General features: G+C 70.8%; 16 protein-coding genes and 1 pseudogene. 11 read left to right on the top strand and 6 right to left on the bottom strand.

Going from position 1 to position 15,176, the window contains the following annotated elements:
* Nucleotides 1–25 precede the first annotated feature (25 nt).
* Entirely contained in the window at nucleotides 26–580 is a 555-nt protein-coding gene (locus tag GY24_RS14840; RefSeq protein WP_233279395.1) for a GNAT family N-acetyltransferase, read from the bottom strand.
* 75 nt (nucleotides 581–655) lie between these two features.
* Between GY24_RS14840 and GY24_RS14835 the strand changes: the two genes are divergently transcribed.
* Complete coding sequence (locus tag GY24_RS14835; RefSeq protein WP_161498755.1) at nucleotides 656–1,192, top strand: GNAT family N-acetyltransferase; 537 nt, start codon at nucleotides 656–658, stop codon at nucleotides 1,190–1,192.
* 189 nt (nucleotides 1,193–1,381) lie between these two features.
* On the opposite strand, the gene GY24_RS14830 is transcribed toward GY24_RS14835, so the two are convergent.
* Nucleotides 1,382–2,422: an ADP-ribosylglycohydrolase family protein gene (locus GY24_RS14830; RefSeq protein WP_161498754.1), complete on the bottom strand. Its 1,041-nt coding sequence runs from the start codon at nucleotides 2,420–2,422 to the stop codon at nucleotides 1,382–1,384.
* Nucleotides 2,415–3,428, bottom strand: a complete 1,014-nt coding sequence (locus GY24_RS14825) for an ADP-ribosylglycohydrolase family protein (protein WP_233279393.1) — start codon at nucleotides 3,426–3,428, stop codon at nucleotides 2,415–2,417. Before GY24_RS14825 ends, GY24_RS14830 begins: the two co-directional genes overlap by 8 nt.
* Nucleotides 3,429–3,574: 146 nt before the next feature.
* Between GY24_RS14825 and GY24_RS14820 the strand changes: the two genes are divergently transcribed.
* Genes GY24_RS14820 through GY24_RS14805 form a run of 4 tightly spaced genes read left to right on the top strand, consistent with a single transcriptional unit; the run spans nucleotide 3,575 to nucleotide 7,827 of the window.
* Nucleotides 3,575–4,591 (top strand): LacI family DNA-binding transcriptional regulator, encoded by a 1,017-nt coding sequence (locus GY24_RS14820; RefSeq protein WP_104477060.1) that lies wholly within the window; start codon nucleotides 3,575–3,577, stop codon nucleotides 4,589–4,591.
* 14 nt (nucleotides 4,592–4,605) lie between these two features.
* Nucleotides 4,606–5,961, top strand: coding sequence for an ABC transporter substrate-binding protein (locus GY24_RS14815; RefSeq protein WP_161498753.1), 1,356 nt, complete (start codon nucleotides 4,606–4,608; stop codon nucleotides 5,959–5,961).
* Nucleotides 5,962–5,969: 8 nt separating this feature from the next.
* Nucleotides 5,970–6,911: a carbohydrate ABC transporter permease gene (locus GY24_RS14810; protein WP_233279392.1), complete on the top strand. Its 942-nt coding sequence runs from the start codon at nucleotides 5,970–5,972 to the stop codon at nucleotides 6,909–6,911.
* Nucleotides 6,912–6,930: 19 nt separating this feature from the next.
* A complete protein-coding gene (locus GY24_RS14805; protein WP_104477056.1) occupies nucleotides 6,931–7,827 on the top strand; it encodes a carbohydrate ABC transporter permease in 897 nt (298 codons plus the stop codon).
* A 138-nt stretch (nucleotides 7,828–7,965) separates the two neighbouring features.
* Here GY24_RS14805 and GY24_RS14800 read toward each other — a convergent pair whose 3' ends face one another.
* On the bottom strand, nucleotides 7,966–9,528 hold the full coding sequence (locus GY24_RS14800) for a deoxyguanosinetriphosphate triphosphohydrolase family protein (protein ID WP_104477054.1): 1,563 nt from the start codon (nucleotides 9,526–9,528) through the stop codon (nucleotides 7,966–7,968).
* 181 nt (nucleotides 9,529–9,709) lie between these two features.
* Nucleotides 9,710–10,495, bottom strand: coding sequence for an enoyl-CoA hydratase/isomerase family protein (locus tag GY24_RS14795; protein WP_104477052.1), 786 nt, complete (start codon nucleotides 10,493–10,495; stop codon nucleotides 9,710–9,712).
* A gap of 84 nt (nucleotides 10,496–10,579) precedes the next feature.
* Between GY24_RS14795 and GY24_RS14790 the strand changes: the two genes are divergently transcribed.
* From GY24_RS14790 to GY24_RS17925, 6 genes are all read left to right on the top strand, one after another.
* Nucleotides 10,580–10,933 (top strand): PadR family transcriptional regulator, encoded by a 354-nt coding sequence (locus tag GY24_RS14790; protein ID WP_104477050.1) that lies wholly within the window; start codon nucleotides 10,580–10,582, stop codon nucleotides 10,931–10,933.
* On the top strand, nucleotides 10,926–11,639 hold the full coding sequence (locus tag GY24_RS14785; protein ID WP_104477047.1) for an HAAS signaling domain-containing protein: 714 nt from the start codon (nucleotides 10,926–10,928) through the stop codon (nucleotides 11,637–11,639). Before GY24_RS14790 ends, GY24_RS14785 begins: the two co-directional genes overlap by 8 nt.
* Nucleotides 11,640–11,919: 280 nt before the next feature.
* A complete protein-coding gene (locus tag GY24_RS14780; RefSeq protein WP_233279391.1) occupies nucleotides 11,920–12,666 on the top strand; it encodes a Type 1 glutamine amidotransferase-like domain-containing protein in 747 nt (248 codons plus the stop codon).
* Nucleotides 12,663–14,018 (top strand): anaerobic C4-dicarboxylate transporter family protein, encoded by a 1,356-nt coding sequence (locus GY24_RS14775; RefSeq protein WP_083362741.1) that lies wholly within the window; start codon nucleotides 12,663–12,665, stop codon nucleotides 14,016–14,018. Before GY24_RS14780 ends, GY24_RS14775 begins: the two co-directional genes overlap by 4 nt.
* A gap of 44 nt (nucleotides 14,019–14,062) precedes the next feature.
* Nucleotides 14,063–14,617 carry an orotate phosphoribosyltransferase gene (pyrE, locus tag GY24_RS14770; RefSeq protein WP_083362742.1) on the top strand — a complete coding sequence of 185 codons (555 nt, stop codon included), beginning with the start codon at nucleotides 14,063–14,065 and terminating at the stop codon, nucleotides 14,615–14,617.
* Nucleotides 14,610–14,993 (top strand): hypothetical protein, encoded by a 384-nt coding sequence (locus GY24_RS17925; RefSeq protein WP_162496164.1) that lies wholly within the window; start codon nucleotides 14,610–14,612, stop codon nucleotides 14,991–14,993. Before pyrE ends, GY24_RS17925 begins: the two co-directional genes overlap by 8 nt.
* Here GY24_RS17925 and GY24_RS14765 read toward each other — a convergent pair.
* Nucleotides 14,920–15,176: pseudogene (locus tag GY24_RS14765) on the bottom strand (ribonuclease E/G); the annotation flags it as partial. The gene GY24_RS17925 and the pseudogene GY24_RS14765 sit on opposite strands and share 74 nt — an antisense overlap.

Below are 15,176 nucleotides of genomic sequence, written 5' to 3'. Positions count from 1 at the left end.
CCTTTCGCGACGCTGCGCGTCGCGTTCAGTCGTGCAGGATCCGCTGGAACAGCACGTGGTCCTGCCAGTCGCCGGCGATCTTGAGGTAGCGCGGGGCAACCCCGATCCGCTCGAATCCGGCCCGCGCGAGCACCGCCTGCGACGCGGCGTTGTGCAGCAGCGTCCCGGCCTCCAGCCGGTGCAGCTGCAGCCGGTCCCTGGCCAGCTCGACGACGTGCTGCAGCATGGCCTGTGCGATGCCCCGGCCGGTGTACTCGCCGTCGACCCAGTAGCCGAGGCTCGCGCTCTGGAACGGCCCGCGGGCGATGCCGGAGAGGTTGATGCGCGCGAGGATCTCGGCGCCGTCGCTCAGCACGAGCGGGTAGCCGGTGCCCGCGCCGTACTGGCCGAGCTGGCTGAGCACGACGGAGCGTTGCCCGGCCGGCGTGAAGTAGTCCTCGGAGCGCACCGGTTCCCACGGCGCGAGGTGCGCGCGGTTGCGCAGGTATGCGCGGGCCAGAGCGGCGCCGTCGTCGGCGCGCAGCAGGCGGAGGGCGGTTCCGTCGGGCAGGGCGCGGGGCAGATTCGCGGATGTCGGCACGCAACGATGCTATCCAGACGGCCGGGGCCGGGGGCAACGCGCGCGCGGCATCCGCCAGCTCGTAGGCTCGAGTCTGTGCCCACACCCTCGCCCGTCCTGATCGCCGTCGAGTCACCGTTCTCGGACGACGCCCGCGCGATCTCCGCGCGCTACGTCGACGACCTGATCACCCGCTATCACGGCCGCCCCGCGACGGCCGCCGAGATCGCGGATGTCGACGCCTCGTACCCGGGGGAGCGCCTGCAGGAGCCGCACGGGCTGCTGCTGCTCGCCCGGCGCGGCCGGAGCGTGCTCGGGTGCGCCGGGATGCGGTTCGTCGCCGAGGACGCCGTGCCCGGCGCCGAGGGCGAGGAGGTGGCCCCGCAGCGCGTGGGCGAGGTGACGCGGGTGTTCGTCGACGCGGCCGCGCGCGGGCTCGGGCTCGGCCGCCTGCTGATGGGCGAGCTGGAGGTGCAGGCGCGGGCGCAGGGGCTCTCGGCGCTCCGCCTCGACACGCGCTCGGATCTCGTCGAGGCGCGCCGGCTCTATGCCGCCGTCGGCTACGCCGAGGTCGCCCCGCACAACGACGACCCCTATGCTGATCACTGGTTCCGCAAGAAGCTCGGCCGCTGACCGGCTCGCCCCGTGGAAAACAAGCGGCCCCGACAGGCCGCTCGGCGGGGGAGCGGAGCAGTCTGTCGGGGCCTGTGGTGATCGGGCCAGCGCGCCCCGCGGGGGAGCGGGGCGGCCCGCCCGATCACCGGTTCGACAGGGCCACCGGCTGGGGGCCGCCGGCTCGGCCTGTCGAACGTGGGGGGAGCATTAGGGCGCGCTACTGAGCGCGGCCGCCAACTCCGTGATCGAGACGCCGGCGAGGGCGGGGACGAAGAGCCCCTTCACGGCGTCCAGCTGGGTGTCCCAGCTGGTGCCGAGCAGCTCGGCGGGGTCGATGGCCCCGACGAGGGCGCCGACCATGGCCGGCAGGCTGTCCGACTTGCGGCCGAAGGCCAGTGAGACGAGGAGTGCCTCACTCAGGCGGCCCTCGCAGAGGCGCACGATCGAGAAGGCGAGCGGCAGTGTCTCCGGGGCGACGCCGCCGTGGCTGTACTCGCGCGAGTTCAGCATCGCGGAGAGTTCCGGGATGCTGCCGAAGGCGCTGCTCGCGGCATCCGTGATCTCGCGGGCCCTGGCAACGTTCGCGCCGAGCCAGCTGGATGCCGGGATCTGCTCCTCGGCGAGCGTGAGCGCCGCCTCGAGCGGCGAGCCGTCGGCCAGTGCGGCAATCGCGACCGCCATGGCCGCCGTGGCCCAGACGCCGTCCTCGGCGTGGGTGATCGAGGCGTAGTCGAGCGCGATCGCGGCCGCACGCTCGGGGTCGCCGGCACAGTGCAAGCCGATGCTGACGCCGGCGGGGATTGCGCTGTCGGTGTAGAAGGCGGGGTTGTCGTTGCCCGTGATCGGCGGAACGTAGCCGCGCTGGGTGTTGATGATCGCCGAGCGCTCGGCGATGCCGCTCCACACGTCCTCGCCAAGCATGAACTTCTGCCAGCCGGCGAAGAGCGCCTCGGCGCCCTGCCCCGAGCCGGACTCGGCGCAGTCGAGCAAGACCTTCGCGGCGACCACGGCCGTCTCGATGTCGTCGCTCGCGTTCAGCGTGGAGATGCCCATGCTGTGCGCGAAGGGCAGCATCGGGCGTGCCACGCGCTGCTCGTCGAGCTCTGATGAGCCCCGCCACAGCATGCCGCGCACCCAGGTGTCGCGGATCGACTGGTGGAAGTCGGAGGCGAGGCCGAGGGAGTCGCCGGCGGCGAGTCCGAGCAGGGCCCCGTGTGTGCGCGTTGCGCGGTTTGGCGAGTCAGACACGGGCGGGCTCCTCAGCGTTTTCGGGGGCGGTGGTGGGGCTCAGCTCGACGAGGGCGTCGGCGAGCTCGAGCAGGTTCGTTCCCGCGGTGGAGAGGATGCAGCGACCCATCACCTGGATCACCTGCGCGCTCCACGCCTCGGGGATGGCGGAGTAGCCGATCATGGCGCCGGCCATGGCACCGGTCATCGCGGCGATCGTGTCCGAGTCGCGCCCGATGTTGACAGAGGACTCGACCACGGTGGCGAAGTCGCCCCTGCTGGCCGCGAACAGGCCGAAGGCCAGCGCGAGCGCCTCGGGCCCGGCATCGGCCCACGGGTAGTGCAGCAGCGAGATCTCGTCGTAGAGCGTGTTCTCTGCCTCCTCGACGGATGCCGCGGCGCGGGCGAGGGCGATGGCCCGGGTGACCAGGCGGTAGGACCAGGAGTCCTCGGGGAGCGCGGCGACGCCGGCCGCGAGGACCTCCTCGAAGTCGTCGCTCACCATGGCGATGGCGACGGCGGCGGCGATCGCCTGACCGCAATATATTCCGTCGCGGGCATGGCTCACCGAGGCGTCGATGCCGGCCAGTCTGGCTGCCTCGGCCGCGTCGCCGCGGGCGAAGATGCCGATCGGGGCGACGCGCATGGCGGCGCCGTCGCTCCACTGCTCGTAGTTCTCCTGGCCGCTGCGCGGTGGCGTGACACCCTTGATGAAGTTGCTGATGGCGACCATCTCGCTGAAGCCGGCACCGAAGAAGCCGCCCTTCTGGTGCGAGACCGCGCGGACCCACTGGGCCATGACTCCCTCGGGGCTCAGCGCGGAGCCCTCGGCGAGCACGCCCTGGGCGCAGAGCACGGCGTACTCGGTGTCGTCGGTGCCTGCAGCGTCTCCGCTGAGGTAGCCGGTGACCCGGCCGAACTGCTCGCGGATCGCGGAGATCGTCATGCCCTCCGTGGGGGCACCCATGGCGTCGCCGATGGCGAGGCCGATGATGGCGCCGCGGGCGCGATCATGAATCGTAGTCACGTATCTTCCAAACCATTACGTTTTGCGGGATAAGTCATCACCATAGCGGCAAACATCCCCGTTTCTTCGCGGAAACTTTCATTTGACAGAGCAGGTCCCCGCGCTGAATACTGAGGCGACGCAAAACGTTATGCGTGAGGAGCCCAATGAACAGTGCCACCGGAATTGTCGCCGTCGCGACGGAGGCCGGCGTCAGCGTGTCCACCGTCTCCCAGGTGCTCAGCGGCAAGCGCCCCGTCAGCGCCGCCACGCGCTCGCGCGTCGAGGCTGCCATCGAGAAGCTCAACTACCGCCCGCACCCCGGCGCCCGCAGCCTGCGTAGCCAGCGGACGGAGTCGGTCGCGCTGATCGTGCCCGACATCACGAACCCCTTCTACCCGCTGGTGGCCGTCGGCATCCAGGACATCCTGATGCCGCAGGGCTACCTGCTCTCGGTCAACGACGTCGCGCTCCCCTCGCGCACGGTGAGCGAGACGCTGCGGCACGTTCTCGCCCGACGGGTCGACGGCATCGTGCTCACCACCTACGGCTGCACGCCGGCCGACCTCGAGCTGATCGCGCAGTCCGGCACGCAGGTCGTCGCCCTCGGCCAGGACATCGGCGTGAGCGGCAGCGACTATGTCGACGTCGATGAGGCGGCCGGCATCGGCTCCGTCGTCGAGCACCTGCTCGGCAACGGCTTCCGGCGCATCGCGTTCGTCGGCGGGGAGCGCGAGGACTTCACCTCCTCCCTGCGCCACTCCGGCTACCGCGAGGCCCTCCTCAGCGCGGGTCTGGGGGTGGATGACGAGCTCTCGGTGTTCACCTCGTTCACTCGTGACGGCGGCGCCGCCGGGGCCCGCCGGCTGCTCGAACTCGACACCCTCCCCGACGCGATCGTCTGCGCCAACGACCTGATCGCCATCGGCGTCATCGACGCCCTGCGCGCCCGCGGCATCTCGATCCCGGGCACCGTCGCGGTCACGGGGTACGACGACATCGAGGCCGCCGGCCTCATCACACCCGCGCTGACGACCGTCGACAACCCGGCACGCGAGATCGGCCGCACCAGCGCCCGGCTCCTGCTCGACCGGCTCAACGGCTCGGTCGACAACGTCACCCGTCACGTTCGTCTCTCCCAGCACCTCGTCATCCGCGAGTCCAGCACTGTTGTCCCCCACTGAAAGGAACACCCCCTGTGTCTAAGATTTCCCGACGCGTTCTGCGCAGCGCAGTAGTCGCCGTGGCCGCATCCAGCCTCCTGGCCGGATGCGCCGGTGCGGCAAGCTCCGCAGAGACCGTCACCTACTGGGCGGCGTTCAACTCGAAGGACACCCAGAAGACCTTCCAGGCCGAGTTCATCGACGCGTTCAACGAGTCGTCCGACGACGCCCAGGTGAAGCTGGACGTCAAGCAGTGGTCGAACATCGGCTCGCTCACCGACACCGCCGTCGCGGCCGGCCGCGGCGCCGACGTCGTCTTCTCGCCCGGCCCGTCGAGCGCGCTCGGCTTCGCCTCGTCCGACCGCATCGACTCTCTCGACTCCTTCGCCAAGGAGTACGAGTGGGAGAAGGTCCTCGAGCCGTGGGCCTACCAGGCCAGCCTCGTCGACGGGGAGCTCTACTCGATCCCGACCGGCTACGGCTCGATCGTGATGTTCTACAACCCGGCCGTCTTCGCCGAGCACGGCTGGACTGTCCCGACGACCGCCGCCGAGTTCGAGAAGGTCGCCACCGAGGCCGCCGCCGCGGGCATGATCCCCGTCGGCGCCGGAAACAGCGGCTACCAGGCGCAGAGCGAGTGGTACCTCTCCGCCGTGCTGAACGCGGCCGTTGGCCCGCAGAAGCTCTACGAGGTGCTCACCGGCACCGCGAAGTTCACCGACCCCGAGTTCGTCGACGCGATGACGACCCTCAAGTCGCAGATCGACAAGGGCTGGTGGGGCGGCAGCGCGAACAGCTACTTCACGAACACCGACACCGACATGTTCACCGGCCTGGCCAACGGCAAGGTCGCCCTCTACATGACGGGGACCTGGTCGTTCAGCTCGGCCGGCTCCTACTTCGGCGAGGCCGCAGGCAACGACGCAGACTGGAACTGGGCCCCGCTGCCCGCGCTCAGCGACAACGTCGAGCCGGGCGTCTACCCGCTCGCGATCGGCACCTCGCTCTCGATCAACACGGTCTCCAAGAACAAGCCGGCAGCGGCGAAGTTCCTGGACTCGCTGATCAATGACCCGGCCAAGATCTACAACTACATGGCCGAGACCAACGAGAACCCGGCCCCGGTCGTGGTGGAGGAGTCCGACTTCCCCGCCAGCCTCGACGAGCGCATCGCCCGCCTCTACAAGGACATCCCGAAGAGCAGCAACCTCGGCTACGCCTCCTGGACCTTCTTCCCGGCGGCGACCGACACCTACCTCTACACCGAGTTCGACAAGATCATCACGGGCGACATGAGCCCGAGCGACTACCTCGCGGGTCTGCAGAAGACCTTCGACGGCGAGCTCGCCGCGGGCAAGGTCATCGTGCCGTTCGCCCCGACCGCGGGCTAATCCACCCCATGTCACGAACCGCAACCGCCGTGCCGCCGCAGGGGACCCCCCTGCGGCGGCACGGCCGCACCAAGATCCGCTACCGCACGCGCGGACTCGCCTGGGCGTTCATGGCGCCCCTGCTCATCGTCAACCTCCTGGTGATCGGCGGCCCGGGGCTCGCCTCGTTCTTCTACTCGTTCACCGACTGGGACGGCCTCGGCAGCGCCAACTTCGTGGGCATCGCGAACTACGTCGAGCTGTTCACCAGCCCCGCCGTGCTCAGCGCGATCCAGCACAACCTGATCTGGACCGGGTTCTTCCTCGTCGTCCCGATGTCGATGGCCCTCCTCGGCGCGTTCCTGCTCTCCCGCGTGCGCCGCGGCCAGATCCTGTTCCGCGTGCTGTTCTTCATCCCGTACGTGCTCGCGACGATCGTCTCCTCGATCATCTGGCGGCAGATCCTCAGCCCCACCGCGGGCATCGGGCAGGCGCTGCAGGGCATCGGCATCGACTGGTTCGCTGACACCAACTTCCTCGGGGACCCGGCACTCGCCCTCGGCTCCGTGGCGTTCATCAACAACTGGCAGTGGTGGGGCTTCCTGCTCGTGCTGTTCCTGGCCGCGATGCAGGGCGTCGACCCGGCGCTCTACGAGGCCGCCCGCCTCGACGGCGCGAACGCGTTCCGCGAGTTCTGGCACATCACGCTGCCCGGCATCCGCCCGACCCTGATGTTCCTCATGCTCATGACGGTGATCTGGTCGTTCCTCGTCTTCGACTACGTCTTCATCCTCACCCAGGGTGGGCCGGCCGGGTCGACGGATGTCATCGGCACGGTGCTCTACCGCACGGCGTTCTCCGAGAACCGCGCGGGCTACGCCTCCTCGATGGCGATGCTGCTCACCGTCATCAGCGCGGCCATCGTGCTCGGCTATCAGCTGCTTCGCAAGAAGCTCAAGTGGGAGGTCTAGCGTGAGCAGAGTCTCTGAAGTGAGCGCTCCGGCGACGACCCGTTCGCAGCCGCGATCCGGCGCCCGCCCCGGTCGCGGGCGGCGCACGACCGGCACGAACACGGGCACCGGCCCGCTCGGCTGGTTCCTACTCGTCGTGCTCGCCGTCTACGCAGGCGGCCCGCTCGTCGTGTTCCTGTTCAACTCGCTCAAGAGCCCAGCGGAGATCAGCAACTCCCCGCTCGGGGCGCCGACCGAGTGGCGCTGGGAGAACTTCATCACGGCGTTCCAAGACGCCAACATGGGCCAGGGCATCCTGAACAGCCTGATCATCTCGGTCTCGACCGCGGTCGGCGTCTGTGTCATCGCGGGGCTCGCGGCCTACGCGATGACGCGCCTGGACCTGCCGGGCAAGAACAACTGGATGCTCTACCTGCTGGTCTCCACCTCGCTGCCGATCCAGATGTTCCTGGTTCCGCTGCTGACCTGGTGGTCGACGCTCGGGCTCTACAACTCGCAGTTCGGCCTCATCGTGATCTACTGGGCGATCTACAGCCCGTTCGCCACGCTGCTGCTGCGCTCGTTCCTGATCGCGATCCCGCCGCAGTACGAGGAGGCCGCGCGCATCGACGGCGCGGGCGAGTTCCGCCTGTTCACCAGCATCGTCGTGCCGATGGTCTGGCCCGGCTTCATCACGGCGGCCCTCGTTGCCGGCCTCCAGGCCTACAACGAGTTCCTGCTTGCCGTGACGTTCATCCAGGACGCCGACCGGCTCCCGGCCTCGCTCGCGCTGTACTCGTTCCAGCAGAACCTGACACCCAACTGGGCGCTGGTGAGCGCAGCCGGCCTCATCATGGCGCTGCCGGCGATCGTGATCTTCGTGCTGCTGCAGCGCAAGTTCATCGAGGGCTACACGCAGGGCGGCATGGCGAACTAGCGCGACGCGCAGCGTCGCGAAAGGCGGCAGCCCAGTCCAAGGAATCCTGTGGACAGTTACCGGTGCTTGCCGGGTTTCGACAGGCTCAACCAGCGGGGCGCGGTCACCCGCTGATTGAGCCTGTCGAAATCCCCGCCGCTACAGGCTGCGCCCGGACTCCCAGAGGTTGTCGGAGGTGCCGCTGATCAGCGCCGCGACACCCATCGCCTGGGCGTCGGTGAAGGAGGCGATGTAGTCGACGACCGCGCGGGAGCGGCCGAAGCGGGCGATGTCGGCGTCGCTCGTGGTGGCGCCGACCGCCGCGAAGTACTCGGGGGCGTCCGCGCGGAGCGCCCGGTACTCGTCGGTGGCGGCCTCGATCGAGTCGAGCAGCCGGCGCGGGGCGCGGCCGGCATCCGCCGGGTCGTTCAACCAGAGGTGGAAGCCCTCGGCGAGCGTCTCGAGCACGCGGGCCTGGCCGCGCTGGTAGACGGCGAGGTCGCTGCGGTCGAGCACGAAGCGGGTGTGCACGAACTTGAGCACGACGACGTCGTGCCAGGCGTCGCTGCGCAGGCGCACGTGGCCACTCCGCACGTTCGGCGTGCGCTCGACCCGGATGGAGCCCTTGAGCCGGTCGATCCAGCGCCGGGTGAAGGCGGCGACCGCGCGGTCGGCCTCGAGGCCGCCGTCGTAGGGCAGGGTGAGCAGGCCCTCGACCAGGTCGTCGGTGACCCGCTCGACCGACTCCCGGAACGCGTCGGCGTCGGCGATCCAGGCGTCCTTCGTCTGGGTGTGCCGCCAGGCGGCCTCCAGCGCGTAGCCGGGCCGGCGCACGGCGAGGCCGGCGCGCAGCTCCTCCGCGTCCAGGTCGGCGAGCGCGCTCTGGGCGAGCAGCCAGCCGTTCAGCTCGACCGAGACGGAGGTGTACTGCAGCACGCCCGCGCGGTAGAAGTCGTCGAGGTCGTGCACCGAGTAGGCGATGTCGTCGGCGATGTCCATCACCGAGCACTCCAGCGTCTGCTGGTGCCGCCCGATCGCCGGGAACACGGAGCGCACATCCGCCATCTCGAGCGCGTCGATCGAGTAGGCCGAGAACTTGAGGGCGCCGGATGCCGAGTCGGCGCCGACCCCGCGGGGCAGGCGCTCCGCCGGCTGCGGGGGCAGCGCGCGCCACTCGTTGCGGGTCCACGGGTACTTGAGCACGGCGGCCCGCACCGCCCGGGTGAGGTTCAGGCCCCGCGCGGTCGCGTCGCAGCTGTCCAGCGCGGTCAGGATGCGGAACGTCTGTGCGTTGCCCTCGAAGCCGTCGGGCAGGCCGAGATTGCCGCGGGCGAGGCGGTCGAGCACCTGCTCGCCGAGGTGGCCGAACGGCGGGTGGCCGAGGTCGTGGGCGGATGCGGCCGCCTGCACGACGACGGGGTCGCAGCCGCCGAGCTCGGCGACCGTGTTGCGCACGTCCTCCGGGGCGTCGCGCAGGCCGACCGCGATCGAGCGGGCCACGGCCGACACCTTGAGCGAGTGGGTGAGCCGGTTGTGCACGGTCGTGCCGGAGCCGGCCTGCGGGATCACCTGGGTGACCGCGGAGAGCCGGGAGAAGTAGGGGGAGAAGCGGATGCGCTCGATGTCGACGCGGAACTCGTCCTCGCCCGTGCCGGGTGCCGCGGGCTCGGGGATCGCGCGCTCGCGCCCGCCGCCGGTGTGGGATTTCGCAAAGCTCTGCATGGTGTCGTCAGCCTAGCGCCGGCCCCGCCCGGCCCGCCCGCGCCCCCGTTGGCGCGAGGGAGCGCCGGCGACCGAAGTCAACGCCGCCCGCGGAGGGGCGGCCGCCGCATCGACTACGCGAAAAGCGCGCCACACCGTGAGTCTTGGCGCACATTTCGCGTAGTCGATGGCTGGGCCCGGCTCAGCGTCGGGCGAACGCGGCCACGCGGGCCCTGGCCTCCGGGGTGGCGAACGCGGCGCCGATGGTGACCGCCTCGTCGTCGAGCGACTCCCGGAAACTGCGCGTGCGGGCGGCACGGAGCAGCCGCTTCGCCTCGGTGAACGCGGCCGGGACCCCGCCCAGCCACGAGTCGGCGATGGCGCGGGCGCGCTCCGCGACGGCATCCGGGGCGGTGACCTCGGTGACGAGGCCCCAGTCCAGCGCCTCGGCCGCGGTCAGCGTGCGCGGGGTGAGCAGCAGCTCCAGTGCCCGGCGCTCGCCGACGGCCTCGGGCAGCAGGCTGGTCACGCCGCAGTCGGGGGTGAGTGCGACATCCGCGTACTTGCTGGCGAAGCGGGCCGTCTCCGAGGCGACGATGATGTCGGCCACGAGCATGAAGCCGAGCCCGCCGCCGGCCGCGACGCCCTGCACGGCGGCGACGATGGGTGTGCCGCTCTCGCGCAGAAGCAGGTGCCCGGCGTGGATCACATCGGCGAGCTCGCGCACGGCGGCTCCCGCGTCCAGGCCGGTTTCCGGGCCCGTCGCGGCCAGCCCGGCCATCTCCATCACGTCGCCGCCGGCGCAGAAGGCACGGCCGGCCGCGTCGAACAGCACGGCGCGGATGTCGTCGCGGCGGGCGATCTCGCCCGCGATCTCGCGCCAGCGGTGCGCGGCCTCCGCGTTGATCGCGTTCAGGCGCTCCGGCCGGTTGAGGGTCACGTGGGCCAGGCCGTCGTCGCTGACGGTGAAGAGGATGCTGTCGCTCATGGCGTGCAGTCTACGGAAGGCCGCGGCGCGGCATCCGCAGACTGCCCCTTGCCGGTAGCGTGCGTGGCCAGTATCTTGTGACGCATGAGTGAGGACGTCGGGGCTCAGCTGCGCAAGGGCGTCGCCGAGCCCTGCATCCTCGGGCTGCTCGAGCGCGAGCCGATGTACGGCTGGCAGCTCTCGGAACAGCTCGTCGGCCACGGCATGATCGCCAGCATCGGCACGCTCTACCCGATCCTCGGCCGGCTGCGCGCGCAGGGGCTGGTGAGCAGCTTCGACGAGGCCTCGCCGGCCGGGCCGGTGCGCAAGTTCTACGAGCTGACGGATGCCGGCCGCAGCCGCCTCGCCGCCTTCCGGCAGCAGTGGGCGCCCTTCTCCGCCACGGTCCTCCAGCTCGTCGGCCCCCTCGACCCACGCAAGGACGACTCCCATGACTGATGCACGCCTGCCTGACGCCCGCCTGCCTGACGCCCGCCTCGCCGACGCCGCGACCGCCTACCTCGCCCGCCTCGATGCGGCGCTCACCGGGGTCGACGAGGGGACGGCCGCGGAGATCCTCGCCGGGGTGCGGGAGGAGCTGCTGGGGCAGGACGCCGCGGCGACCGGCGCGCGCATCCGGGAGCTCGGCGACCCGGAGTTCATCGCGGCCGAGGCGCGCGGGGCGCTGCCGGGGGAACCCGCGGCGTCCGCACCCGCCGCCGCGCCCGTGTCGGGACCGTCGCCCGCGGCCGCCGATGCGCGGCCGGAACCGGCCTGGTTCGCGGTGGTCGCCGGGCTGCTGGTGATGCTCGGCGGCGTCGTTGTGCCCGTGCTTGGCGGGCTCGCCGGTTACGTGATGGTGTGGCTGTCGACGGCGTGGACCCGCGGGCAGAAGCTGATCGCGACGGCCGTTCCGGTGGTCTACCTCGCCGTCCTGTGCGCCGTCGCGGCCCTCGTGATGGGCGGGCAGCATCCGCCGGCGACGGGCGCGACGGGCGCGGCCGGCGCCGGATCGGCCGAGGCGGGGGCCGCCGCGAACCCGCTGCTGCCCGCCGGCTACGACGTGCTGTGGAGCGGCGTGCTGCTGCTGGCCGTGCTGCAGCTCGGCGTCGGCGCCTGGCTGCTCGCCGCCGCGCGCCGCACCCGGATGCGCCGGGCCGGCTGAGGCTGCTGCCCGCTGCCCGCTGCCCGCCGCCCGCTCGCTCTGCCTGCCCGCTCGCTCTGCCTGCCTGCCCGCCCTGCCTGCACGCTGCGCCAGTTGCTCGCCCTCCGCGCCACCCCGGGTGGCGCAGAGGGCGAGCAACTGGCGCAGGGGCACGGATGCCGCAGGCGAGCGCGCCAGGCCCGGCGAGCCCTTGCTCGCGCCCCGACCGCGCACTAGCGTGATCCCCAGCGGCCACAGAGCGGCGGCCGGGAGCGAGCGGGGGCAGCGAATGGCGCACGTGGTGGCATCTGGGGCGGGCAAGGCGCTGATGGAGCGCCGCAACGATCCGACCCACGACTACATCCTGGAGCTCACCGGCAAGGAGCGCCCGCGGGTGCTCTTCGTCGGCACGGCGACGGGCGACGAGCCGGCCTACATCCTGAGCTTCTACCAAACGTACGACTCCGACCGCTGCGCCCCGCACCACCTGCCGTTGTTCCACCGCACCCTGGACGACCTCGCCGGCTTCGTGCGCGGCTTCGACGTCATCCACGTCGGCGGCGGCAACACCGCCAACATGCTCGACGTCTGGAAGCGGCAGGGGCTCGACGTGATCCTCCGCGAGATGTGGGAGGACCCCGCCTCCAACGCCGTGTTCACCGGCGGCAGCGCCGGCGGCATCTGCTGGTTCGAGGGCGGCACCACCGACAGCTACGGCCCGACCCTGCAGGTGTTGCCGGAGAGCCTCGGCTTCCTGCCCGGCAGCTTCAGCCCGCACTACGACGCAGAGGACCAGCGCCAGCCGCTCTACCACGCGGCACTGAAGAGCGGCGAGCTCGGCCCCGGCTACGCGGTCGGCAACTTGCAGTCCGTGCACTTCACGACCACGGCAGGGGGCGCCGGCGCCGAGTTCGTGCGGGCGATCAGCCCCGTCGACGGGGGCCTGGCCCTCACCGTCGCGGCCGTCGACGGGCAGATCGTCGAGACGCCGCTGCCGATCACCGTGCTCGCCACGACGCGCGCCGCAGGCGGATCGGTCAGCGCATGAACGACAGCGTCGTCATCCTGATCCTGCAACTGCTCGTGGTGATCCTGGCGATCTTCATGGGGACCCGCACGAGCGGGATCGGGCTCGGCGTCTGGGGCCTGGTCGGCGTCGCGGTGCTGCTGTTCGGCTTCCAGACGGCGCCGGGCAACGCGCCCATCGACGCGGTGTTCATCGTGCTCACCGTGGTGACGGCGGCATCCGTCATGCAGGCGGCCGGCGGCATCGACTGGATGGTCTCGATCGCGGCGAAGGTGATCAGGCAGCGCCCGAAGAGCGTGGTGTTCCTGGCGCCGGCGATGTCGTTCCTGTTCACGGTCGGCGCCGGAACCGGCAACATCTTCTACCCGCTGCTGCCCGTCATCTACGACGTCTCCTACCAACAGCGTATCCGGCCGGAGCGCTCGCTCTCGGTCTCGGCCGTCGCCTCCCAAGTCGGCATCCTCTGTAGCCCGGTCTCGGCCGCGACGGCTTCGATGGTGGTGCTGCTCGCCCCGAGCGGCTTCGACCTCGGAAAGCTGCTGCTGATCATGTGGCCGGCCTCGATCGTCGCCCTCTTCGTCGCCAGCCTGGTGATGGTGCGCTGGGGGAAGAACCTCGAGGACGACCCGGAGTTCCAGCGCCGGCTGGCCGCCCACGCGATCAAGCCGCCGGAGTCCAAGGAAGACAGGGCCCCGCTGCCCCGCACGGCCGTGCTCTCCGCGTCGCTCTTCCTCACCGGAGTCGGGATCATCGTCCTCACCGGCCTGTTCGAGGGCCTGCGCCCCATCATCGGCACGGATGCCGACGGCAACCCGGAGCGGGTCTCGGTCGCGATCGTGATCGAGGTCGTCATGGGTGTGATCGCCGCCGCGATCTTCCTCACCTGCAAGGTGAAGGCCGCGGACGTGCCGAAGCAGTCCACCTTCCCGGCCGGCATGGTCGGCGCGTTCGCACTGTTCGGCATCGCCTGGCTCGCCAATACCTTCGTCGCCAACAACAACAACCTGATCGTCGAGGGCCTCGGCGCCGTGGTGTCTGGCTCCTCCGCCTTCCTCGGCGCGCTGCTGTTCGCCCTCGCGCTGGCCGCCGTCGCCATGCTCACGACCAGCCAGTCGAGCGCGACGAACGCGATCGTGCCGATCGGCCTCGCGATCGGCCTGCCCGCCTCGCTGATCGTCGGGCTCTGGCCCGCGGCGATGGGCATCTACATCCTGCCGGCCAACGGCAGCCAGGTCGCCACGGTCGCCTTCGACCAGACCGGGTCGACCAAGATGGGCAAGTTCGTCTTCGACCACTCGTTCCAGATCCCGAACCTCATCTACATGGTGGTGGCCATCATCGTCGGCGTTGTGCTGTCGTTCGCAATCGCCTAGCGAGGCTTTCGCTTGCCGGGGTGTCGCGCACGTAGAATCGGGGGGTGACTGACGTGCGAACCAAACTGATCGACTACATCTCGGCTGAGGCCGTCTTCCACGGTGACTTCACCCTCACCAGTGGCAAGAAGGCGACCTACTACGTCGACCTCCGCAAGGTCAGCCTCGACCACCGGGTCGCCCCGCTGATCGGTCAGGTCATGCTCGATCTCATCGCCGAGATCCCGGATGTCGCCGCCGTCGGTGGCATGACGATGGGCGCCGACCCGATCGCCGCCGCCGTGCTGCACCAGGGTGCCGCACGCGGAGCCGCCTACGACGCCTTCGTCGTGCGCAAGGAGCCGAAGGACCACGGCCGTGGCCGCCAGGTCGAGGGCCCGGACCTCGAGGGCAAGCGCGTGATCGTGCTGGAGGACACCTCCACCACCGGTGGTTCGCCGCTGGCCGCCATCGAGGCGCTCAAGAAGGTCGGCGCGATCATCGCCGGCGTGGCCGTCGTCGTCGACCGCAACACCGGTGCCCGCGAAGTGATCGAGGCCGCCGGATACCCCTACTATGCAGCGATTGGCCTCGACGACCTGGGCCTCTCGGATGCCTGATCTCGACCAGCCGGCGGCATCCGACGATCGAGAGACCCCGGATGCCGTGGGCTCCGCCGAGGCCGCTGAGCGTCCAGAGGACGACGGCCCCGCCTTCGGCAGCGCCGAGTGGCTGCTCGCGCAGCTGAGCGGCGACCGCAAGCCGGCCGCGGCGCCGCGCAGCCCGCTGCTGCCGCCCGCGCAGGAGGAACAGCCGGCCGCCCCGGCAACCGCGCCGTCGACGACCCCGTCGGCCGCATCGCAGCCGGTCGTTCCGCCGGCGACCCCGACCGTGGCCCTGCCGGTCGCGCCGGCGCCCGCCCGCGGTCGCGGCTCAGGCACTCGATCAGGCGGCGCGAGACGAGGTCGCGGTTGGACTCGAGCACCATGTCGATGAAGTCGACGACGATGATGCCGCCGATGTCGCGCAGGCGCAGCTGGCGGACGATCTCCTCCGCGGCCTCGAGGTTGTTCTTGGTGACGGTCTCCTCGAGGTTGCCGCCGGAGCCGACGAACTTGCCGGTGTTGACGTCGACGACGGTCATCGCCTCGGTGCGGTCGATCACGAGCGAACCGCCGA

Source organism: Microterricola pindariensis, assembly GCF_002936985.1.
Classification (GTDB): Bacteria; Actinomycetota; Actinomycetes; order Actinomycetales; family Microbacteriaceae; genus Microterricola; species Microterricola pindariensis.
Note: the sequence above shows the minus strand (reverse complement) of the source record. Positions and strands in the feature narration are given on the sequence as shown.

What these genes read in the sequence shown, in the direction of transcription:
- GY24_RS14820 (WP_104477060.1), top strand. Translation starts at nt 3,575, where the DNA reads ATGAACAGTGCCACCGGAATTGTCGCCGTCGCGACGGAGGCCGGCGTC.
- GY24_RS14810 (WP_233279392.1), top strand. Translation starts at nt 5,970, where the DNA reads ATGTCACGAACCGCAACCGCCGTGCCGCCGCAGGGGACCCCCCTGCGG.
- GY24_RS14800 (WP_104477054.1), bottom strand. Translation starts at nt 9,528, where the DNA reads ATGCAGAGCTTTGCGAAATCCCACACCGGCGGCGGGCGCGAGCGCGCG.
- GY24_RS14795 (WP_104477052.1), bottom strand. Translation starts at nt 10,495, where the DNA reads ATGAGCGACAGCATCCTCTTCACCGTCAGCGACGACGGCCTGGCCCAC.
- GY24_RS14790 (WP_104477050.1), top strand. Translation starts at nt 10,580, where the DNA reads ATGAGTGAGGACGTCGGGGCTCAGCTGCGCAAGGGCGTCGCCGAGCCC.
- GY24_RS14785 (WP_104477047.1), top strand. Translation starts at nt 10,926, where the DNA reads ATGACTGATGCACGCCTGCCTGACGCCCGCCTGCCTGACGCCCGCCTC.
- GY24_RS14775 (WP_083362741.1), top strand. Translation starts at nt 12,663, where the DNA reads ATGAACGACAGCGTCGTCATCCTGATCCTGCAACTGCTCGTGGTGATC.
- GY24_RS17925 (WP_162496164.1), top strand. Translation starts at nt 14,610, where the DNA reads ATGCCTGATCTCGACCAGCCGGCGGCATCCGACGATCGAGAGACCCCG.